At 43.1% G+C, this 19,633-nt stretch carries 22 protein-coding genes and 5 tRNA genes; 2 read left to right on the top strand and 25 right to left on the bottom strand.

What is annotated here, in order from left to right; genetic code table 11:
• Position 1 precedes the first annotated feature (1 nt).
• The 25 genes from rpoB to ACPD8L_RS16625 all read right to left on the bottom strand — a co-directional run bounded on the left by rpoB (position 2) and on the right by ACPD8L_RS16625 (position 18,387).
• Positions 2–3,811, bottom strand: coding sequence for a DNA-directed RNA polymerase subunit beta (gene rpoB / locus ACPD8L_RS16745; protein WP_116217535.1), 3,810 nt, complete (start codon positions 3,809–3,811; stop codon positions 2–4).
• Between the two features lie 127 nt (positions 3,812–3,938).
• Positions 3,939–4,319: a 50S ribosomal protein L7/L12 gene (rplL, locus tag ACPD8L_RS16740; protein ID WP_116217534.1), complete on the bottom strand. Its 381-nt coding sequence runs from the start codon at positions 4,317–4,319 to the stop codon at positions 3,939–3,941.
• Positions 4,320–4,374: 55 nt separating this feature from the next.
• The gene (gene rplJ, locus ACPD8L_RS16735) at positions 4,375–4,893 is read right to left on the bottom strand and encodes a 50S ribosomal protein L10 (protein ID WP_116217533.1); all 519 of its coding nucleotides are present in this window, start codon (positions 4,891–4,893) and stop codon (positions 4,375–4,377) included.
• A gap of 26 nt (positions 4,894–4,919) precedes the next feature.
• Entirely contained in the window at positions 4,920–5,609 is a 690-nt protein-coding gene (gene rplA / locus ACPD8L_RS16730) for a 50S ribosomal protein L1 (RefSeq protein WP_129656124.1), read from the bottom strand.
• A 20-nt stretch (positions 5,610–5,629) separates the two neighbouring features.
• Positions 5,630–6,067 (bottom strand): 50S ribosomal protein L11, encoded by a 438-nt coding sequence (gene rplK / locus ACPD8L_RS16725; RefSeq protein WP_116217531.1) that lies wholly within the window; start codon positions 6,065–6,067, stop codon positions 5,630–5,632.
• 155 nt (positions 6,068–6,222) lie between these two features.
• The gene (gene nusG / locus ACPD8L_RS16720) at positions 6,223–6,774 is read right to left on the bottom strand and encodes a transcription termination/antitermination protein NusG (protein ID WP_116217530.1); all 552 of its coding nucleotides are present in this window, start codon (positions 6,772–6,774) and stop codon (positions 6,223–6,225) included.
• Between the two features lie 6 nt (positions 6,775–6,780).
• Positions 6,781–6,969: a preprotein translocase subunit SecE gene (gene secE, locus ACPD8L_RS16715; RefSeq protein ID WP_116217529.1), complete on the bottom strand. Its 189-nt coding sequence runs from the start codon at positions 6,967–6,969 to the stop codon at positions 6,781–6,783.
• Between the two features lie 21 nt (positions 6,970–6,990).
• Positions 6,991–7,063 (bottom strand) — tRNA-Trp (locus tag ACPD8L_RS16710).
• 68 nt (positions 7,064–7,131) lie between these two features.
• Positions 7,132–8,319, bottom strand: coding sequence for an elongation factor Tu (gene tuf, locus ACPD8L_RS16705; RefSeq protein ID WP_116217528.1), 1,188 nt, complete (start codon positions 8,317–8,319; stop codon positions 7,132–7,134).
• Positions 8,320–8,367: 48 nt separating this feature from the next.
• Positions 8,368–8,439: transfer RNA gene (locus ACPD8L_RS16700), tRNA-Thr, on the bottom strand.
• Positions 8,440–8,537: 98 nt separating this feature from the next.
• Positions 8,538–8,610 (bottom strand) — tRNA-Gly (locus ACPD8L_RS16695).
• Between the two features lie 78 nt (positions 8,611–8,688).
• A tRNA-Tyr gene (locus ACPD8L_RS16690) sits at positions 8,689–8,771 on the bottom strand.
• 23 nt (positions 8,772–8,794) lie between these two features.
• Positions 8,795–8,868: transfer RNA gene (locus ACPD8L_RS16685), tRNA-Thr, on the bottom strand.
• 102 nt (positions 8,869–8,970) lie between these two features.
• Complete coding sequence (gene hpf, locus ACPD8L_RS16680; RefSeq protein ID WP_116217527.1) at positions 8,971–9,273, bottom strand: ribosome hibernation-promoting factor, HPF/YfiA family; 303 nt, start codon at positions 9,271–9,273, stop codon at positions 8,971–8,973.
• Positions 9,274–9,327: 54 nt separating this feature from the next.
• Entirely contained in the window at positions 9,328–10,218 is an 891-nt protein-coding gene (locus ACPD8L_RS16675) for a tyrosine-type recombinase/integrase (RefSeq protein WP_423944750.1), read from the bottom strand.
• A 98-nt stretch (positions 10,219–10,316) separates the two neighbouring features.
• Positions 10,317–10,511: a 30S ribosomal protein S21 gene (gene rpsU, locus ACPD8L_RS16670; protein ID WP_116217526.1), complete on the bottom strand. Its 195-nt coding sequence runs from the start codon at positions 10,509–10,511 to the stop codon at positions 10,317–10,319.
• 70 nt (positions 10,512–10,581) lie between these two features.
• Positions 10,582–11,721, bottom strand: a complete 1,140-nt coding sequence (locus ACPD8L_RS16665) for an acyl-CoA dehydrogenase family protein (protein ID WP_293304689.1) — start codon at positions 11,719–11,721, stop codon at positions 10,582–10,584.
• A 34-nt stretch (positions 11,722–11,755) separates the two neighbouring features.
• On the bottom strand, positions 11,756–12,451 hold the full coding sequence (locus ACPD8L_RS16660; protein WP_423944747.1) for a ComEA family DNA-binding protein: 696 nt from the start codon (positions 12,449–12,451) through the stop codon (positions 11,756–11,758).
• A 176-nt stretch (positions 12,452–12,627) separates the two neighbouring features.
• Complete coding sequence (locus tag ACPD8L_RS16655) at positions 12,628–14,247, bottom strand: alanine/glycine:cation symporter family protein (protein WP_423944745.1); 1,620 nt, start codon at positions 14,245–14,247, stop codon at positions 12,628–12,630.
• 85 nt (positions 14,248–14,332) lie between these two features.
• On the bottom strand, positions 14,333–15,340 hold the full coding sequence (locus ACPD8L_RS16650; protein ID WP_116217523.1) for a potassium channel family protein: 1,008 nt from the start codon (positions 15,338–15,340) through the stop codon (positions 14,333–14,335).
• Between the two features lie 3 nt (positions 15,341–15,343).
• The gene (locus ACPD8L_RS16645; protein WP_116217522.1) at positions 15,344–15,571 is read right to left on the bottom strand and encodes a PspC domain-containing protein; all 228 of its coding nucleotides are present in this window, start codon (positions 15,569–15,571) and stop codon (positions 15,344–15,346) included.
• An 8-nt stretch (positions 15,572–15,579) separates the two neighbouring features.
• On the bottom strand, positions 15,580–16,860 hold the full coding sequence (locus ACPD8L_RS16640) for a DUF2851 family protein (protein ID WP_423944742.1): 1,281 nt from the start codon (positions 16,858–16,860) through the stop codon (positions 15,580–15,582).
• Between the two features lie 21 nt (positions 16,861–16,881).
• Positions 16,882–17,391 carry a DinB family protein gene (locus tag ACPD8L_RS16635; RefSeq protein WP_423944739.1) on the bottom strand — a complete coding sequence of 170 codons (510 nt, stop codon included), beginning with the start codon at positions 17,389–17,391 and terminating at the stop codon, positions 16,882–16,884.
• 6 nt (positions 17,392–17,397) lie between these two features.
• A complete protein-coding gene (locus ACPD8L_RS16630; RefSeq protein ID WP_116217519.1) occupies positions 17,398–17,706 on the bottom strand; it encodes a rhodanese-like domain-containing protein in 309 nt (102 codons plus the stop codon).
• A gap of 123 nt (positions 17,707–17,829) precedes the next feature.
• Positions 17,830–18,387, bottom strand: coding sequence for a TlpA family protein disulfide reductase (locus ACPD8L_RS16625; protein WP_423944736.1), 558 nt, complete (start codon positions 18,385–18,387; stop codon positions 17,830–17,832).
• Between the two features lie 133 nt (positions 18,388–18,520).
• Between ACPD8L_RS16625 and ACPD8L_RS16620 the strand changes: the two genes are divergently transcribed.
• Together ACPD8L_RS16620 and ACPD8L_RS16615 are read left to right on the top strand one after the other, a co-directional pair.
• Complete coding sequence (locus tag ACPD8L_RS16620; protein WP_421808915.1) at positions 18,521–18,967, top strand: MarR family winged helix-turn-helix transcriptional regulator; 447 nt, start codon at positions 18,521–18,523, stop codon at positions 18,965–18,967.
• 6 nt (positions 18,968–18,973) lie between these two features.
• Positions 18,974–19,606 (top strand): NAD(P)H-dependent oxidoreductase, encoded by a 633-nt coding sequence (locus tag ACPD8L_RS16615; protein ID WP_423944732.1) that lies wholly within the window; start codon positions 18,974–18,976, stop codon positions 19,604–19,606.
• Positions 19,607–19,633: the final 27 nt, after the last annotated feature.

Raw genomic sequence — 19,633 nt, 5'->3', positions numbered from 1 at the left:
TCTACTCTTCCAAACGGATATCCAAGCCCAAACCTTTAAGTTCGTGCATCAATACGTTGAAAGATTCTGGCAATCCAGGTTCTGGCATGGTCTCGCCTTTCACGATGGATTCATAGGTCTTGGCCCTTCCGATAACGTCATCCGACTTAACGGTCAAGATTTCCCTTAGGGTAGATGAAGCGCCATAGGCTTCCAATGCCCATACTTCCATCTCTCCAAAACGCTGACCACCAAACTGGGCTTTACCACCCAATGGTTGCTGTGTAATCAACGAGTATGGTCCAATGGAACGTGCGTGCATCTTGTCGTCTACCATGTGACCCAATTTCAACATATAGATTACCCCAACGGTAGCGGCCTGGTCAAAACGCTGACCTGTTCCACCATCATAAAGGTGTGTATGTCCGAAACGTGGTACACCAGCCTCATCAGTAAAGGCATTGATCTCATCTAAGGTAGCTCCATCAAAAATTGGGGTAGCAAACTTTTTGCCCAATTTCAATCCGGCCCAACCCAATACGGTTTCATAAATCTGACCAATGTTCATCCTTGAGGGTACACCCAATGGATTCAATACAATGTCCACTGGAGATCCATCTTCCAAGAATGGCATGTCTTCCTGACGAACGATACGGGCTACAATACCTTTGTTACCGTGACGACCCGCCATTTTATCACCTACCTTCAACTTACGTTTTTTGGCGATGTAGACCTTGGCCAACTTCATGATACCTGCAGGAAGCTCATCCCCTACGGAGATGGTGAACTTGTCCCTTCTTAGGTTACCTTGAATGTCGTTCAATTTGATTTTGTAATTGTGCAACAAATCGGCCACCAAGGCATTGGTATCCTCGTCTGTTGTCCAGCTACCTCCAACCAAGTGGGCAAAATCATCAACGGCGTTCAACATTTTAATGGTGTATTTCTTTCCTTTTGGAAGTACTTCTTCACCCAAATCGTTGATGACACCTTGTGATGTTTTACCATTGATCAAGCCAAACAATTTCTCGATCAATACATCTTTCAGTTGTTGGAATTTCACCTCGTAATCCATCTCCAATCTTGAGATGGCTTCTTTGTCCTCGGAACGCTTGCGCTTGTCCTTGATGGAACGGGAGAACAATTTCTTATCAATAACCACACCTCTCAAAGATGGTGAGGCTTTCAAGGAAGCATCTTTTACGTCACCGGCCTTGTCACCAAAGATGGCACGCAACAGTTTTTCCTCTGGGGTAGGGTCTGATTCTCCTTTTGGAGTGATCTTACCAATAAGGATGTCACCAGGTTTTACCTCGGCACCGATACGGATCATACCGTACTCGTCCAAGTCTTTGGTAGCTTCCTCGGATACGTTTGGAATATCGTTGGTCAATTCCTCTGCACCCAATTTGGTATCCCTAACCTCAAGAGCGTACTCATCAATGTGGATGGAGGTAAAGATATCCTCACGAACCACTTTTTCAGAGATTACGATCGCATCCTCAAAGTTATATCCTTTCCAAGGCATGAAGGCTACTTTCATGTTTCTACCCAAGGCCAATTCACCTTTTTCGGTAGCATATCCTTCACAAAGTACTTGACCTTTTTTCACCTTGTCGCCTTTCTTCACGATAGGCTTCAAGTTGATGCTGGTCCCTTGGTTGGTCTTTCTAAATTTCACCAATTCGTAGGTCTTGGAGTCTTCTTCGAAGCTTACCAAGCGCTCTTCATCGGTTCTATCGTACTTGATAGTGACTTTTTGCGCATCCACATACTCCACGGTTCCATTTCCTTCGGCATTGATCAATACCCTGGAGTCGGTAGCTACTTGTCTTTCAAGACCTGTACCCACGATAGGTGAATCAGGACGCAACAATGGTACGGCCTGGCGCATCATGTTGGAGCCCATCAACGCACGGTTCGCATCATCATGCTCCAAGAATGGAATCAAGGAAGCGGAGATGGATGCAATCTGGTTGGGGGCAACGTCCGTGTACTGGATTTCAGCAGGATCAACCACTGGGAAATCCCCTTCTTCACGGGCAATTACCTTATCCCTATCAATGGTGCCGTCATCTTTCAAAGGAATGTTCGCCTGGGCAATTTTCATTCCTTCTTCTTCCTCTGCACTCAAGTAGATATGATCTTTCACGTCTACTTTTCCGTCGGCAACTTTACGGTAAGGAGTTTCCAAGAAGCCCATGCTATTCACTTTCGCAAATACGGAAAGTGAGGAGATCAAACCAATGTTTGGTCCTTCAGGGGTTTCAATGGGACACAATCTACCGTAGTGGGTATAGTGAACGTCACGCACCTCGAAACCGGCTCTTTCACGGGAAAGACCACCTGGCCCCAATGCGGACAATCTTCTTTTGTGTGTAATTTCAGCCAATGGGTTGGTCTGGTCCATGAATTGAGACAACTGGTTGGTTCCGAAGAACGAGTTGATCACGGAAGACAAGGTCTTGGCGTTGATCAAATCGATTGGGGTAAACACCTCGTTGTCACGAACGTTCATACGCTCACGGATGGTACGTGCCATACGTGCCAAACCTACACCAAACTGCTGGGACAATTGCTCACCAACGGTACGTACACGACGGTTGGACAAGTGATCGATATCATCAATCTCTGCTTTGGAGTTGATCAACTCGATCAAATACTTGATGATGGTAATGATATCTTCCTTGGTCAAGACTTCTTTGTCCATACCAATGTCCAAGCCCAATTTCTTGTTCATTCTGTAACGACCTACCTCACCCAAAGAGTAACGTTGGTCGGAGAAGAACAATTTGTCGATAATACCACGAGCGGTCTCTTCATCTGGCGGCTCGGCATTACGCAATTGTCTATAGATGTGTTCTACCGCTTCTTTTTCGGAGTTGGTAGGGTCTTTTTGCAAGGTGTTGTGGATAATGGCGTAATCTGACTGCGCATTGTTTTCCTTGTGAAGTAGAATGGTCTTCACATCGGCATCAATGATTTCATCGATATGCTCTTTTTCCAAAACGGTATCACGATCCAAAACGATCTCGTTACGTTCAATGGAAACCACTTCACCGGTATCCTCGTCCACGAAATCTTCATGCCATGTGTTCAATACCCTTGCGGCCAATTTACGGCCCAATACTTTTTTAAGTCCGGCTTTTGAAACCTTAACTTCTTCCGATAGGTCAAAGATTTCCAAGATATCCTTGTCCCTTTCAAAGCCAATGGCACGGAAAAGAGTGGTTACCGGCAATTTTTTCTTCCGATCAATGTAGGCGTACATCACCGCATTGATGTCGGTAGCAAATTCAATCCAGGATCCCTTGAATGGGATTACCCTGGCCGAATACAATTTTGTTCCGTTTGCGTGGAAAGACTGTCCAAAGAAAACTCCTGGAGATCTATGCAACTGGGAAACAACAACACGTTCGGCACCATTGATCACAAAGGTTCCACTTGGAGTCATGTAAGGGATGGTACCCAAGTACACATCCTGTACAATGGTCTCAAAGTCTTCGTGCTCTGGATCGGTACAGTACAATTTAAGACGTGCCTTAAGAGGAACGCTATAGGTAAGTCCACGCTCAATACATTCTTGGATGGAATATCTGGGTGGATCTATGAAGTAATCCAAAAATTCCAGTACAAACTGGTTTCTGGTATCGGTGATTGGAAAATTCTCCATGAAGGTGTTGTAGAGACCTTCGTTCCCTCTTTCGTCAGATTTAGTTTCTAATTGGAAGAAATCCTGAAACGATTTTATCTGAATGTCCAAGAAATCCGGGTAATCCGGTATGTTCTTAGCGGATGCGAAATTAACTCTTTCAATAGTGTTTGTGAACATCTATGGACAAATTTTGATCGTGAATACTATGGGGTCTGTGTACGGCTTTATACACTCCTTATTAAAATAGGCTAAGGTCTAACCAAAAAATGGAAAGACCTTAACCGAACCTTTATGGTATAAGCTGTTATTTAAGCTCAACTTCTGCTCCTGCTTCTTCCAATGAATTTTTGATACCTTCTGCCTCATCTTTGGAAATTCCTTCCTTAACAGCTTTAGGTGCACTGTCAACGATATCTTTAGCCTCTTTAAGACCAAGACCTGTCAATTCTTTCACCAATTTAACAACTGCCAATTTAGAACCACCGGCGGCTTTAAGGATTACATCAAATTCGGTTTTTTCCTCAGCAGCATCTTCACCACCACCAGCGGCAGCACCACCAGCAACAGCTACTGCAGCAGCAGCAGGCTCAATACCGTATTCTTCTTTCAATATGTCGGCCAACTCATTTACCTCTTTTACTGTAAGGTTTACCAACTGTTCTGCAAAATCTTTTAAATCTGCCATTTTTCTATCGTTTAATAAAAATTTTTAAAAATATACTTAGTTTATTGTGCGCGAATTATTCTTTCTCAGATAATGTCTTAAGGATACCGGCCAATTTACCGCCACCAGATTTAAGTCCAGAAATAACATTCTTGGCTGGTGATTGCAACAATCCGATAATATCTCCAATGACTTCCTCTTTGGACTTGATGTTCACAAGTGCCTCAAGGTTTTCATCCCCAACATAAATGGCTTCTTCAATGAAGGCTCCTTTCAGAAGGGGTCTATCTGATTTTTTTCTAAAGTCCTTGATAAGTTTCGCAGGTGCGTTTCCAGTTTCGGACAACATCATTGATGTATTGCCTTTCAACACTTCGGAAAGTTCACCGAATTCCTTATCAGAAGCTTCCATTGCTTTTGCAAGCAAGGTGTTCTTAACCACTGCAAGTTTAATATTGGCCTTAAAACATGCCCTTCTAAGGTTAGAAGTGGCAACGGCATCCAATCCTGAAATATCGGCCAAATAAATATTGGCATTTTCAGCTAACTGTGCAGTCAAATCTTCTATTACTGTTGCTTTTTCTTCTCTTGTCATAGTTAAAATATTGAACTACCAGTTAATTAAACTGCTTTGGGATCCAATTGGATACTTGGACTCATGGTACTGGACAAATAGATACTTTTCATGTACACCCCTTTTGCAGCGGCAGGCTTCATTTTCACCAAGGTATCAATCAATTCCTTGGCGTTTCCTGCGATCTTATCCGCAGAGAAAGAAGCTTTACCAATTGCGGCGTGTACAATTCCTGTCTTGTCCACTTTGAAATCTATCTTACCGGCCTTAACATCGGATACAGCTTTAGCCACATCCATGGTTACGGTACCAGTCTTTGGATTGGGCATTAATCCCCTTGGTCCTAAAACACGACCCAATGGACCCAATTTACCCATTACGCTTGGCATGGTGATGATTACATCAACATCGGTCCAACCGCCTTTTATCTTATCCAAATATTCATCCAACCCAACAAAATCTGCACCGGCTTCCTTAGCCTCTGCTTCTTTGTCCGGAGTCACCAATGCCAAAACTTTAACGTCTTTACCAGTTCCGTGGGGAAGGGTAACAACGCCACGCACCATTTGATTTGCTTTTCGTGGATCTACACCCAAACGAACTGCAATATCAACCGAGGCATCAAATTTTACATTGGTTATTTCTTTTACTAAAGCTGATCCCTCTTCCAAAGAATAGAGTTTATTTCTATCTATTTTGGCTTGGGCTTCTTTTTGCTTTTTAGTCAATCTTGCCATTTAAATACTGCTTTAAGATTTTAAAAAGGTTTGGCTCCGGCTACTTTAAGACCCATAGATCTTGCGGTACCTGCAACCATACTCATTGCAGACTCGATGGTGAATGCGTTCAAATCCGCCATTTTGTCTTCGGCAATGGTCCTAACTTGATCCCAAGTCACGGAACCATTCTTTACCCTGTTAGGTTCTCCCGATCCTTTTTTAATCTTAGCTGCTTCCATCAATTGAACTGCCGCAGGTGGTGTTTTTACAACAAACTCGAAAGATTTGTCTTTGTAAACGGTGATAACAACCGGTAAAACCTTACCTTGTTTGTCCTGTGTACGCGCGTTAAACTGCTTACAGAACTCCATGATGTTAACACCAGCAGCACCTAAGGCGGGTCCAACCGGTGGCGATGGGTTCGCAGCACCTCCCCTAACTTGTAATTTAACTACCTTATCTACTTCTTTTGCCATTGTTTCTAATTAAATTTAAAGTTGTGTCAATTGGAAGCAACACAGCTTTATATATGTAACAGCTCTATTTAATTCTTACTTTTCTGATTCAAGACTTATAGAACCAAGAGCCAAGACATTCATCGTCTTTTATCTTGTTTCTCCCGGTCTTGAGTCTATACTTTCTCGACTTGCATATAGCTGAGCTCCAAAGGTGTTTTTCTTCCGAAAATCTTCACCATCACTTCCAGCTTACGTTTTTCTTCATTGACTTTTTCAACAGTTCCATTGAATCCATTGAAAGGCCCATCAATAACCTTGACCGTTTCACCCAACACAAATGGAATGGCCACATTGTCTGTATTGACAGCAAGCTCATCCACTTTTCCTAGCATACGGTTTACTTCTGACTTGCGCAAAGGCACGGGATCACCTCCCTTAACCTCGCCCAAGAAACCAATTACATTGGTAATGGAGCGAATAATGTGAACCATTTCACCACCAAGATTGGCCTTGATCATGATATATCCTGGAAAGTAAACCCTTTCTTTGTTGATTTTCTTTCCGTTTCTGATCTGCACGACTTTCTCGGTAGGCACCAAGACCTCCTCAAGATAATCTCCGAAACCGGCACGCTCTACCTCGCTTTCAATATAGCCTTTGATTTTATTCTCTTGACCACTGACAGCTCGTACCACGTACCATTTTTTCTCCAGAACCTCAGACATACCGACTTAACCTATTATTTGTTCAAAATACAATCCTACCAACTTACTGAAAAGCGAATCCACACCCCATGTTGCCAAGGCAAACAGGATTGAAAAAACAGCTACTACCACCATTAAATTGGAAGCTTTGTCCCTGTCCAACCAGGTAACATTATTCTTTAGTTCCTCAAAGGATTCCTTAATGTAAGTCAACATAGTACTACTTGTATTTTCTTGCACGGGAGGAGAGACTCGAACTCCCGACACCTGGTTTTGGAGACCAGTGCTCTACCAACTGAGCTACACCCGTTTATAATTACATTGAAAGGTATCCCAGGAACCTGGGACACCCTTTAGTGCATTATTATTATGAAATGTTTAATCTAAAATTTCAGTAACCTGACCAGCACCTACTGTTCTACCACCCTCACGGATAGCGAAACGTAGACCTACGCTCAAGGCGATTGGCTGAATCAAATCTACAGTGATTGTCAAGTTATCACCTGGCATTACCATTTCAACTCCATCAGGAAGGTTGATGTTACCTGTTACGTCAGTTGTACGAACGTAGAACTGTGGACGGTAGTTGTTGTGGAATGGAGTGTGACGACCACCTTCTTCTTTTTTCAAGATATAAACCTCAGCTTTGAATTTAGCGTGTGGCTTAACAGAACCTGGCTTACAGATTACCATACCTCTTTTGATGTCGGATTTTTCAATACCTCTCAACAAAAGACCTACGTTGTCACCAGCTTCACCTCTATCCAAAATCTTACGGAACATCTCAACACCAGTGATAGTGGAAGACAATTTCTCAGCACCCATACCAATGATATCAACAGCATCACCAGTGTTAGCTACACCTGTTTCGATACGACCAGTTGCAACAGTACCACGACCAGTAATGGTGAATACATCTTCGATAGGCATCAAGAAAGGCTTATCAACATCTCTTTCAGGAAGTTCGATCCAGCTATCAACAGCTTCCATCAACTCCATAACAGTGTCAACCCATTTTTGCTCACCGTTCAAAGCACCAAGTGCAGAACCAGAGATTACAGGTCCGTTGTCACCATCATACTCGTAGAAAGAAAGCAATTCCCTTACTTCCATTTCAACAAGCTCCAAAAGCTCCTCATCATCCACCATGTCAACTTTGTTCAAGAAAACAACGATACGTGGAATACCAACCTGACGACCCAAAAGGATGTGCTCACGAGTCTGTGGCATAGGACCATCAGTAGCAGCAACAACCAAAATAGCACCGTCCATCTGGGCAGCACCGGTAACCATGTTCTTTACGTAATCCGCGTGACCAGGACAGTCAACGTGAGCGTAGTGACGGTTAGCTGTTTGGTACTCAACGTGAGAAGTGTTGATAGTAATACCTCTTTCTTTTTCCTCGGGAGCGTTATCAATAGAATCAAAGCTTCTAAGCTCTGACAATCCCGCGTTAGCCAATACGGTAGTGATGGCAGCAGTCAAGGTAGTTTTACCGTGATCCACGTGACCAATGGTACCAATATTTAAGTGGGGTTTGGAACGATCAAAAGTTTCCTTTGCCATTTTAAAATAATTTTAATCTTAGTTTATATTAGTGTACAAATCGTTTTGAGCCAATGAGGGGATTTGAACCCCTGACCTCTTCCTTACCAAGGAAACGCTCTACCCCTGAGCTACACCGGCCTATTGCGTTTTCAGGTTTAGCGTTTAAAGTTGCAAGTCCAGCATGTTAAACTTCAACCTATACCATCTTGAAACTTCTCGTTTCAAAATCGGTTTAGAGCGGGAGACCGGGTTCGAACCGGCGACATTCAGCTTGGAAGGCTGACGCTCTACCAACTGAGCTACTCCCGCATTTTTTTGGGACTTACACCCAAATAATATCAACATTTCAAAAAACTTTCCACGCCCTGTTGTTCGCTAACAACATTGTGGGGGGAGCAGGATTCGAACCTGCGAAGGTGAAAACCAACAGATTTACAGTCTGTCCTCGTTGGCCGCTTGAGTATCCCCCCGCCTTATTTTTCAGTATCTTACGAGCCGATAGAGGGACTCGAACCCACGACCTGCTGATTACAAATCAGCTGCTCTAGCCAGCTGAGCTATATCGGCATTTTTACCGCTTTTTTGAACATAAAAAAGTCCGCTATTTCTAACGGACTGCAAATGTAGAGATTTATTTTTTTATTCAAAATAAAATTCAAAAAATTTTGATCAAACTTTAGCCCTTAATTTTTCCTTCCGCCTTACCAACTGTCTTTCCAGGGAACTACAGGCCGAATCGACCGCCTCCTCAAAAGACTTACATTGCTTTTTAACCATCATCTTATCCCCAGGGACAGATACCATGATTTCCACGATCTTATTCTCCTTGGCACTGGTGTTCTCAACTTTTAGGAAAACATCCGAATCAATGACCTTGTCATAGAACAATTCCAATTTGTCCATCCGTTTTTGGACAAAGTCCAAAAGTTTACCATCCGCCACAAAATTTACCGATTGTGCGTTTACTTTCATAAGATGTAGTTTTAATACTGCCAAGCGACAGTGAAGTTAAACAATACAAGAGTTCTATTTCTTGTTTCTAGGGTGGGCCTTCCGGTGAACCTTCTTGAGTTCGGCAATGCTGTTGTGCGTATACACTTGAGTGGATGCCAAACTTGAATGACCCAACAATTCCTTGACTGAATTCAAGTCCGCCCCCCTATTCAGCAAGTGCGTTGCAAAGGTATGCCTCAAAATATGTGGGCTCTTTTTTACCTTGGGGGACACTAAACTAAAATACTTATTTATGATACGATAAACAAGTGTTTCATAAATTTTAAGACCGCCTTTGGTCAAAAAGACAAATGCCTCGTCCACGACTTCATCCAATTGGGAACGATGCTCCATATACTCCCGAACAAGCACCTCCGTTGTAGGCAAAAGTGGAAGAATACGCTCTTTGTTTCTCTTTCCCAAAACCCTTAGGGTTCCTTTGGAATGATCAATATCCATCAATTTAAGATGTACCAGCTCCGCCCTGCGCATTCCCGTGGTGTACAACAACTCAATGATAAGTTTATCCCGAGACCCCTCAAAACTTTCCTCAAAAGGTATTTCTGACAGGATTCTTTCCATTTCAGGTTCCGAAAAGGGCACTTCCACCTTCTTTTCGGTTTTGAGCGCCCTATGCTTTGCCAATGGAGTACTTTCTATTTCCCCTACTTTCAACAAGAACTTGTAATAGGCCTGTAGTGAAGATATTTTTCTGTTGATGGTTCTGTTGGACAGCCCTGTATTGGACAGGGACACGATCCAATTTCGGATGATGGGGTAGCTCATGGAAACAATGGATTCCATTTGATGGTCTTCCCCACAAAATTTGGAAAACTCAACAATATCCCGTTCATAGGCCTTTACCGTATGTTCAGAATAGTTTTTTTCCAACCGAAGGTAGGATATGAAAGCAGGAACCGACATACACCAAAGGTAGCCAAATCCGTTTCCCGACCCATATAAAAACAAAAAATCCCGTTTCATAAATGAAACGGGATACTGTATATGTTCTAATCAAGAGCTTATACTTCCTCCTGATCCCTCAAGCCTTGAATGTACTGTGCTTTCTGGATCTCGGCTCTGCGCCTTACTGAAGGTTTTGTGAACTGCTGTCTGCTTCGCAACTGACGCATGGTCCCGGTCTTATCAAACTTACGCTTGAAACGCTTTAAAGCTCTATCGATGTTTTCTCCTTCTTTTACTGGTATAATTAACATGGGCTACAACCTCCTTTCTTTTAGAATTTTGGAGTGCAAATATACACCTAAATACTATTTACCAAACAAATTACTTGAGAATATTTCTGGAAATCACCACTTTTTGGATTTCAGTGGTACCCTCCCCTATGGTACAAAGCTTGGAATCCCGATAAAATTTCTCAACAGGGAAATCTTTGGTATATCCATAACCACCATGGATTTGGACCGCTTCGTTGGCGACTTTCACACATACTTCCGATGCGTACATTTTGCACATGGCCCCGAGTTTGGTCATGGGCCGACCTTCATTTTTCAGGAACGCGGCTTTATGCAGCAATAGTTCCGAAGCCTCAATTTCCGTGGCCATATCGGCCAATTTGAAAGATATGCCTTGGAATTCGCTAATGGGCTTTCCAAATTGCGTGCGCTCCTTGGAGTATTTCAAGGCTGCCTCATAAGCTCCCTTGGCCACACCCAAAGACAGGGCTCCAATGGAAATTCGGCCACCATCCAAGACTTTCATGGATTGGATAAACCCATCTCCCACTTCTCCCAAACGATTGGCATCCGGTATCCTACAGTCTGAAAAAATCAATTCAGCGGTCTCACTGGCCCGCATGCCCAATTTATCCTCTTTCTTTCCGCTGGTGAACCCGGGAGTTCCTTTTTCCACCACAAAAGCGGTCATACCATGACTATCGCCCTTCTCTCCCGTTCGGACAATCACCACAGCGATATCCCCACTTTTTCCATGGGTGATGAAATTTTTTGCTCCGTTCAATATCCAAGAATCCCCATCCCGCACAGCGGTAGTGTTCATTCCTCCCGCATCGGAGCCGGTATTGTGCTCTGTAAGTCCCCAGGCACCTAACCATTCGGCCGTGGCCAACTTGGGAATCCAACGCTGTTTTTGTTCTTCATTCCCAAAACTCAAAATATGATTGGTACAAAGTGAGTTATGGGCCGCAACGGATAGCCCTATGGCGGGATCTACTTTTGAAATCTCTTCCAAAATGGCAATGTACTCATGATATCCCAATCCAGAACCTCCAAGCTCCTCGGGCACCAAAATGCCCATAAATCCCATTTCCCCGGCTTTCTTAAAAACCTCAACGGGAAAAGTTTGGGCCTCATCCCATTCCATGACATGGGGAAGTATATACTGCTGGGCAAATTCCCGGGCAGACTCGGCGACCATCTTTTGGGTCTCTGAATAATCAAAGTTCATTGTATATAGGGTATCCGTAACCATTCGTGCAATTTTATAGGGTCAAATATAACTTAATTCTCTCAATCCTATCGGTTGGAAACGCCCCAACGCCAACTAACTCGTCCAAGGAAGAAAACGGTCCGTTGCTTTTTCGATGCAACACAATTTCTCGGGCAACATCTTGGGTAATATACGCCAACTGGGCCAACTCTTCCGCTGTGGCTTGGTTTATATTGATTTTCTTGATGATCGGGGGTTGAAGTACTTGAAATTGTTCCAACGTTCTTTGGACCACTTCCGGTTCCAGACCATACACATCATGCAGTTGCTCGTTCACCACAAAGCCACCCAAACGGTCCCTGAACTTTACAATTCTTTTGGATAAGGTGGGACCTATACCATTGATTCGCATCAATTCCTCGGCGGTGGCACCATTCAAGTCCTCTACCTTATTAATTTCACTATTGTTCTGATAGAATTTCTTTTGGACACTGGGCTCTGTCTTGACCCAAGCTGGAAACTTAAAGTAAGGTGCTATTTTGTTCAGAAGGGAATCTGAAATCTGGGTTACCTTTTGAAACTCCTCAGCCGAGTTTATAAATTTATTTTTATCCCTGTAGTCAAAAAGCCGATCCAACTCTTCCAGTGACATTCCCAGGGTATATCCTTTATGATCAGTGATGTAATTGGGATTGAACGGAAAGATTTTCCCGACATCCATTTGGGTCATTTCTTTTAAACTATCCAAATGGGTTTGCTTCGCAGTATTGACCTTCACCGCTGGACTTGCGTCAAAGGGTTTCGCTTTTATGTAAAAATATATCCCTTGAAAAATGAAGATGATCAACAATAAAAAAAAGATCCCACTTCGTTCTTGTTTGTTGAACCTGAAGTGGGATCTTGATTTTTCCAATTAAAACTGTATCAGTAGACCTTGTTTATGGCCTTTGTGTATCGTTTTAATTCCTCCTTGACCCTTGGGAACAAAATCAATAGCCCCACCATATTGGGGAAAACCAATGCCAAAATCATGGCATCTGAGAATTTGATCACTGCATCCAGGGTCGCTGCAGCTCCAACAACCACGAACAACAGGAACAATACTTTATATGCCATGTCGGCTGCTTTTCCTCTTCCAAAGAGATACTTCCAGGATTGTAACCCATAGTAAGACCAGGAAATCATGGTAGAGAAGGCGAAGAGCACAATGGCTATGGTGAGCACATATCTAAATCCGGGTATCACCGAATCATAGGCCATGGAAGTTAGGTCAACACCTCCTATATAAGACCCTGTATCATTGATCAGCACCGTGCTTCCTACAGCATTACCATAATCAAAGGCCCCTGCATCCATGTTGAAGAAAATGATGACCAAAGCCGTCATGGTACAAATTACAACTGTATCTATAAAAGGCTCCATAAGTGCCACCAAACCTTCTGAAGCGGCATACTTGGTTTTCACTGCGGAGTGTGCAATGGAAGCTGAACCAGCTCCAGCCTCATTGGAGAACGCCGCTCTTTGGAACCCAACAATGATCACACCCAAAATACCACCCAAACCAGCTTCAGGGGTAAATGCCCCGGCGAAAATCATGGAAAATGCCTCTCCTATATATTTAATATTGGCAAAAATAATTATCAGGGATGCAATCACGTAGATCACGGCCATGAACGGAACTATCTTTTCAGTTACACTGGCTATTTTCTTGATTCCACCAATAATCACAATTCCTACCAAAACAGCCAAAACCACTCCTATGACAACACCAACGGCCCCACCCTGTAAGTTAAACATGGTGGACAACTGTACCGCGGCCTGATTGGACTGAAATGCATTTCCTCCTCCAAAGGAAGCACCAACACACAATACAGCAAAGATTCCTGCCAATACTTTTCCAAGGTTTTTAAGTCCCTTTTTTTCCAGACCCCTTGACAGGTAATACATAGGCCCGCCATGAACCACACCATTCTTGTCCACATCCCTATATTTTACGCCTAGGGTACATTCCACAAATTTGGTGGACATCCCTATCAAACCGCAGATTATCATCCAAAATGTGGCACCGGGACCACCAAGGGCAATCGCTACGGCAACACCGGCAATGTTCCCCAAACCTACGGTTCCCGAAACGGCAGTGGCCAATGCCTGAAAGTGGCTCACCTCCCCTTCCTCACTTTCATCTCGAATAGTGTCTGGAATATCGCCGTCATCGGTCATGTGAAGCTCCACTTTTTCAAGACCGTACATTTCAACTTCCTCATATTTACCACGAACCACATTAATGGCCAATGGAAACTTCAATATATTGGGAAATTTAAAATAGAGGGTAAAGAACGTGGCCCCAAAAACCAATAAGATAAGTACAATGGGGATGTTGTATTCCCCTATGGGCACAGAAGTCAGGACAAATCCTTCCCACCAAACCGCAAAAGGCATGAATGCATCGTTCACACGTTCATCCAAACCTTTTTTTGCAGCTTCCTGTGCAAAGGTTGATAGAGGTAACAATAAGGTTAAAATTGAGAGAAGTCTATACTTCATAAATGAGTTTTTGATTATTTGATTTGATGTAAAGTGGGCAATATCCTAAAAAAAATTTACGCAGAAAAATTTAATGATCTTTTAACTATCCTATCTGAAACATTTGGTTGAGTTTTCGTATTTGCTCTGGCCTCCCCAATACAATTACCTTGCTTTTGGGCTGAAGTACCAAATCGGCCTCGGGGTTGATGATATATTCCCCCTTGGGATCTATGTACCCTATAATGGTACAACCTGTTTTTCGCCTTAAATCCAGATCACGGATTGAGTTGCAGTCCATTTGGTTGGTAAAATCTTCGATGCCCACTTCTTCCAAGTTTGTTGTATGCTCTCCCTCAATGGAGAGTTGGTCCAAAAAGGTAATCAAATCGGGCATGACCACCAATGAGGCCATATGGTCCCCTCCTATCTTATCGGGCATGATGACCTTGTCCGCCCCTGCAAATTCCAATTTTTTCAAGGAAGTCACTTGGGACGCCCTGCTTATAATGAACAGGGACCGGTTCAACTGGCGGGCCGATAGCACAATGAACAGATTGGCCGCATCATCTGGCACGGCGGTGATCAAATATTGGGCCTTTTCTATACCTGCCTGCAATAAGATATCGTCCTCATTGGCATCGCCTTCCACAAATAGGATCTCGTCTTCATACTTGTCTATGATCTCCTTGTCCCGTTCTATGACCACAAAGGGTTTTCTATAGGCCATCAACTTTTCGGCGGCCTGCATCCCATTTCTACCAAAGCCGCAGACCACCACATGATTGGAAAGACTGTCTATCTGTTTTTTCACTTTTTTCTTTTTTAACAGCTCCAAGGAGCTTTTTCCCAAAATATATTCCGTGACCACCGATATGGCAAAAGCAAAAATGAAGACACTGGTCACAATTAAAAATACGGTAAAAATCTTTGCCTCGGCATCCAAGGGCCTTACTTCGGAGAAACCTACCGTGGTGACCGTGATTATGGTCATATACAGTGCTTCCACCCAGGTATAATCGGACAAGAACCTATACCCTATCATTCCAAACAACAATACCAACACCATTAAGGACAGGGCCAATACTATTTTGGAACGCAGAAGTCGTATCATAGGTTACAAATCAAAAACTGAGGTTCTCTTGGTGTAGACCAAATCCTTGATCTTCAACCAAAATGCAATAAATAGGTAGAGGGCAAATCCAAATCCCAAGGTAACAAAGGTCAGGTAGATAAACGTGGTGCGAACCACCCGGGCGCGTATGCCCAAACGCTCGGCAATCCGTCTACAGACTTCAAAACCTCTTTTTTGGAAGTAGTATAGCGTGTCGTAAAATAAAGCCATGGCTAAAATTATGTATTTCTATTCAATAAATGCACGCCCAAAGCGCATTGAAGACATTTATTTTTGGAACAGTACTGGGTGTAAAGCTGAATTTTGGCCTGACTTTCCAGTGCATTTTTGGTAGGGGACCCCAAGTTGCCAAACCCATCCATGATGGCATTCTTTTCCGTAGGGATCTGTAAGACCATGGCAATAAGGTTTTCATTGATATCCATCCCAAGATGCTTTGCATAGCAAAACTTTAAAGGAACAACGGTATTGACGATCAGCAAGTCAATAAAATTTTTAGTAAGCTTTTTGGGGCTCTCCTTGGAGAGTTTACCAAAGGTAAAATGGTTTTTCCAATAGGGTCCAACACCTACATCGAAGGCTCGGTAAAAGTCTTCCAGCTGTTCCAATTCCATGAGATGGGCAAAAACATTGGGTTGTTTTGCGTACAAATGGGACAATTGCGACACCCGTATCGTTGGAAAGTTAGGCGGTCGCAGTCCATAGAATTCCGGTCGGGACAACACTGGGGACAATTCAAATTTTCTGGCCAGATACTGATATTCCTTTTTGAGTCGGATAAAGTATTGGTCCATACAGTCTATTCCCTCCAAGAGTCCAAAGTGCCCCAATAACAAACTTTCCAATTGCTCCACCTCATCACTGGTCTTCCTAACCACGGAGAAATCCAATTTTTGTGCCCGTTGCAAAAAATAATCCCCGTTGACCTTGGTGCCAAAGTTCTTGGCCAATAGGGTAAACAACACACCTTCCCAATCGTTGTTGGATTCTTGCAGGAGTTTAAAAATGAAATCGGATTTCTGCTCCAACCGCTCAATATAAAGCCGGTGAAGCCAATTATCTACCAAAAAAGCATCGATTCCCCCCAAATCCTTTTCACAATTGATGAATTTGGGTTTTGCGTTTTCCAACAGGTCTTGATACCCGTTTAAAAGTGCTTCGGATACATACTTTTTGAGTTCCAAGGTGCAGATTTGAGATCCATCCTTTCGGAATACCGAAATATCATCCTCCCAAACCACATGTAGAATAACATTATTGTAGTTGGGGTCGATCTCATGATGATGGGCATACCAATCCGATGATTTCAGATGGATTTCCACATTGCCCACCCAGGCTTGCGAACCGATTTCCACTCTGGCATTGAAAAAATCCGGACCCGCATACTGATTTGGGACTCCCGGGGCCTTAATGCGTATGGCTTCGTTGGCAGTTGAGGTAAGTTGTCTTCCATGAAGCTTTTTTTGCCCCCATATGTAATGGAGCAAGTCTTCCTTCATAGGAGCAATATAGAAAAATACCTACCAATTTCCAGCATATGTCAAGGAATCCCCTGAATTTTGCTTTAAAAATTGATACTTGATGCGATTGATTTGACGAATATGATGGTAATCGTGAGCCAACCAATTATATAAAAAGGAACGGGCAGACATGGTACCCAACTCAGGATGGTATAGGGAATTATCCCAATTGAGGTCGGTAGCGGTCTTTAACCATGCGATGGATATTTGCCGCTCCTTGTCAAATTGTTCCACTTTATTCTGGAAGTCCTGCCCACCATAATCCCGTTTTGTGACCCATCCTACCGGGTCAATGGAGGTAAGGGGATCATCTGGATGCTGTAGGGTATGATCCACCCGAACTCTAAAATCTTCTTTTTCCTCATCCACCAAATGGCAGATAATTTCCAACAAGGACCAATCTGTGGGTCGCTGTTTCCAATGGATAAGTGGATGGGGCAAATGGGCCATAGTTTCCCTAAAAACCTTGCGGTTTCTCTCCAGTTCCTCTATGACCTCCGGTAGTTGCATAGGGTTTTACTCGGCAATTTCGCCTTCCCAGTCCATAAAACCTCCTTCAAGGTTGTACGTATTCTCAAAGCCAATGCTGTTCATAATGGCACAGGCCTGCCCGCTTCGGTTACCCGATCTGCAGTACACGTAATAGTTTTTGGACTTGTCCAATTTCTCCAGTTCATCTATAAATTCCTGGCCCAAATAAATATCTATCTTAATGGCATCTGGAATATACCCTTCCTCAATTTCTTCGGGGGTTCTGACATCCAAAATAACGGCCTTGTCATCATTTTCCAATTGCTCTGTCCACTCTTCTTGTGATAAATCCATCTTTACTATAGGTTTAGATACTGCAAAAATAAAAATCCGGAGCGTTACCCCGGATTAGATGCGTATATTTTTTTTGACTGACTTCTTCTTACACTTCTGAAAGTTGATGAGCTTTTATGATACTTAATTTAAAAATTTCTCCAACTCCTCATTCAATTCCTCATAGGTGAAGCCTTTTTCATAAAAGGTACGTTTGTCCTTATTATATATTAAGGTAGCCGGTATTCCCCCACCCCAATCTTCCGAGACTTTGGGAATCCATTCATTTTGCTTGGGGTCATCCAAAATGACCACTTTGGATTTCATCCCTTTTTCTTCCACGAAAGGTTCCAAACGCGATTTCCACATCCCGGGCATATCCAAACTCACGAGCAATACTTCCACATTGTTATCCTTTTGCTCGGCATGGATACGCTCAAAATAGGGCATCTCGGCAATACAGGGTTTGCACCACGTGGCCCAAAAATTCACCACATAGGTTTTATCATCATTTTGATGTAAAAGAGGCTCAAAATCTTCGAAGCTATACACGGGAAATTTTACGGGTTCTTCCTGTCCCGTTTTTACTTCGATATGCGCTTCGGTCTCCAAAGTATTATCAGATGTATTGGGTTCCGTCTTGTTGCCACAACCTATCATCAATCCCAAAAGAATCACCCCTAAAAACTTTAATCCATTCATTACCTGCATTTTAACCCTATAAAATTACATGTTGCCACTGCCGTTCCTTTTGTTTTAACAAAAATTTATCGGTGACACCAAAGGTAGAAACAAAAATTCAACATACATTTGTATATACAAATATTGTTTATACATGAATGTTGAGGAAATCATAAAGACAGCCAAGAAAATGCCGTTGGAGACGCGAACGTTGATTCACATCACCCTGATTCACAACAAAATATATGAACATGTGGGAAATGCTTTAAAGCCTTTTGAGGTTTCGCTTCAACAATTTAATGTACTGCGGATTTTAAGGGGACAGAAAGGTAAACCCGCCAACCTATCCACCTTAAATGAGCGCATGGTGACCAAGATGAGCAATACCACACGTTTGGTGGACAAGTTGTTGGCCAAGGGGTATGTTGATCGCAATGTATGCCCGTCCAACCGGCGTAAGGTTGAAATCCTGATCACCAAAAGTGGTTCGGAGGTACTTTCCAAAATGGACAGAGTAGTGGCCGAAGCCGAGCATGATATCGTTCAACATTTTACCAAACAAGAACTGGAACAATTAAACCTCCTTTTGGATAAATTTTAAATACAGATGAGCAACATTTTAGAACATAGGACCTGGCGCTACGCCACCAAAAAATTTGATGCCTCAAGAAAAATATCGCATCAAGATTTGAACAGTCTATTGGAAGCCACGCGTTTGAGCGCCTCTTCCTACGGATTGCAACCCTACCATGTATTCGTGATTTCCGACCCAGAGGTTCGGGAAAAATTGAAACCTGTTTCTTGGAACCAATCCCAAATCACGGATGCATCGCACCTGATTGTTTTTGCCCATGCAACAGATTTTGGCGAGGAACTGGTCGATGATTTCATCACCAACCTAAGTGATACAAGGAACATTCCGTTGGATGGCCTCAATGGCTACGCCGAAATGATGAAATCCAACTTAGTGGGTCTACCCACGGATGTGAAGGCCAGCTGGGCAGGAAAACAGGTATACATTGCCTTGGGTAATGCCCTACAGGCTGCAGCGGAGCTAAAAATAGACACCTGTCCCATGGAAGGTTTTCAACCCGAAGAGTACAACAAAATCTTAGGCCTTACTGATAAGGACCTTAATGCAGCTGTGGTTTTGGCCGTGGGCTATAGGTCCGAAGAAGATCAGACCCAAAATCTGCCAAAGGTCAGAAAATCAAAAGAGGAATTATTCACCCATATATAATCGTAATAGTTAAAAACAAAAATTAAA

Source organism: Flagellimonas algicida (assembly GCF_049629585.1).
Taxonomy (GTDB): domain Bacteria; phylum Bacteroidota; class Bacteroidia; order Flavobacteriales; family Flavobacteriaceae; genus Flagellimonas.
The sequence above is the reverse complement of the archived record's forward strand: the minus strand, read 5'-3'. Positions and strand labels throughout refer to the sequence as shown.

Coding starts and splice junctions, on each gene's coding strand:
- rpsU (WP_116217526.1), bottom strand. CDS start 10,511: ATGTTAATTATACCAGTAAAAGAAGGAGAAAACATCGATAGAGCTTTA.
- ACPD8L_RS16630 (WP_116217519.1), bottom strand. CDS start 17,706: ATGGATTTATCACAAGAAGAGTGGACAGAGCAATTGGAAAATGATGAC.
- ACPD8L_RS16645 (WP_116217522.1), bottom strand. CDS start 15,571: ATGGCTTTATTTTACGACACGCTATACTACTTCCAAAAAAGAGGTTTT.
- ACPD8L_RS16615 (WP_423944732.1), top strand. CDS start 18,974: ATGAGCAACATTTTAGAACATAGGACCTGGCGCTACGCCACCAAAAAA.
- ACPD8L_RS16675 (WP_423944750.1), bottom strand. CDS start 10,218: ATGTCGGTTCCTGCTTTCATATCCTACCTTCGGTTGGAAAAAAACTAT.
- hpf (WP_116217527.1), bottom strand. CDS start 9,273: ATGAAAGTAAACGCACAATCGGTAAATTTTGTGGCGGATGGTAAACTT.
- rplJ (WP_116217533.1), bottom strand. CDS start 4,893: ATGACAAGAGAAGAAAAAGCAACAGTAATAGAAGATTTGACTGCACAG.
- nusG (WP_116217530.1), bottom strand. CDS start 6,774: ATGTCTGAGGTTCTGGAGAAAAAATGGTACGTGGTACGAGCTGTCAGT.
- ACPD8L_RS16665 (WP_293304689.1), bottom strand. CDS start 11,721: ATGAACTTTGATTATTCAGAGACCCAAAAGATGGTCGCCGAGTCTGCC.
- rplA (WP_129656124.1), bottom strand. CDS start 5,609: ATGGCAAGATTGACTAAAAAGCAAAAAGAAGCCCAAGCCAAAATAGAT.
- secE (WP_116217529.1), bottom strand. CDS start 6,969: ATGTTGACTTACATTAAGGAATCCTTTGAGGAACTAAAGAATAATGTT.
- ACPD8L_RS16655 (WP_423944745.1), bottom strand. CDS start 14,247: ATGAAGTATAGACTTCTCTCAATTTTAACCTTATTGTTACCTCTATCA.
- ACPD8L_RS16635 (WP_423944739.1), bottom strand. CDS start 17,391: ATGCAACTACCGGAGGTCATAGAGGAACTGGAGAGAAACCGCAAGGTT.
- rplL (WP_116217534.1), bottom strand. CDS start 4,319: ATGGCAGATTTAAAAGATTTTGCAGAACAGTTGGTAAACCTTACAGTA.
- rplK (WP_116217531.1), bottom strand. CDS start 6,067: ATGGCAAAAGAAGTAGATAAGGTAGTTAAATTACAAGTTAGGGGAGGT.
- ACPD8L_RS16620 (WP_421808915.1), top strand. CDS start 18,521: ATGAATGTTGAGGAAATCATAAAGACAGCCAAGAAAATGCCGTTGGAG.
- tuf (WP_116217528.1), bottom strand. CDS start 8,319: ATGGCAAAGGAAACTTTTGATCGTTCCAAACCCCACTTAAATATTGGT.
- ACPD8L_RS16650 (WP_116217523.1), bottom strand. CDS start 15,340: ATGATACGACTTCTGCGTTCCAAAATAGTATTGGCCCTGTCCTTAATG.
- ACPD8L_RS16625 (WP_423944736.1), bottom strand. CDS start 18,387: ATGAATGGATTAAAGTTTTTAGGGGTGATTCTTTTGGGATTGATGATA.
- ACPD8L_RS16640 (WP_423944742.1), bottom strand. CDS start 16,860: ATGAAGGAAGACTTGCTCCATTACATATGGGGGCAAAAAAAGCTTCAT.
- rpoB (WP_116217535.1), bottom strand. CDS start 3,811: ATGTTCACAAACACTATTGAAAGAGTTAATTTCGCATCCGCTAAGAAC.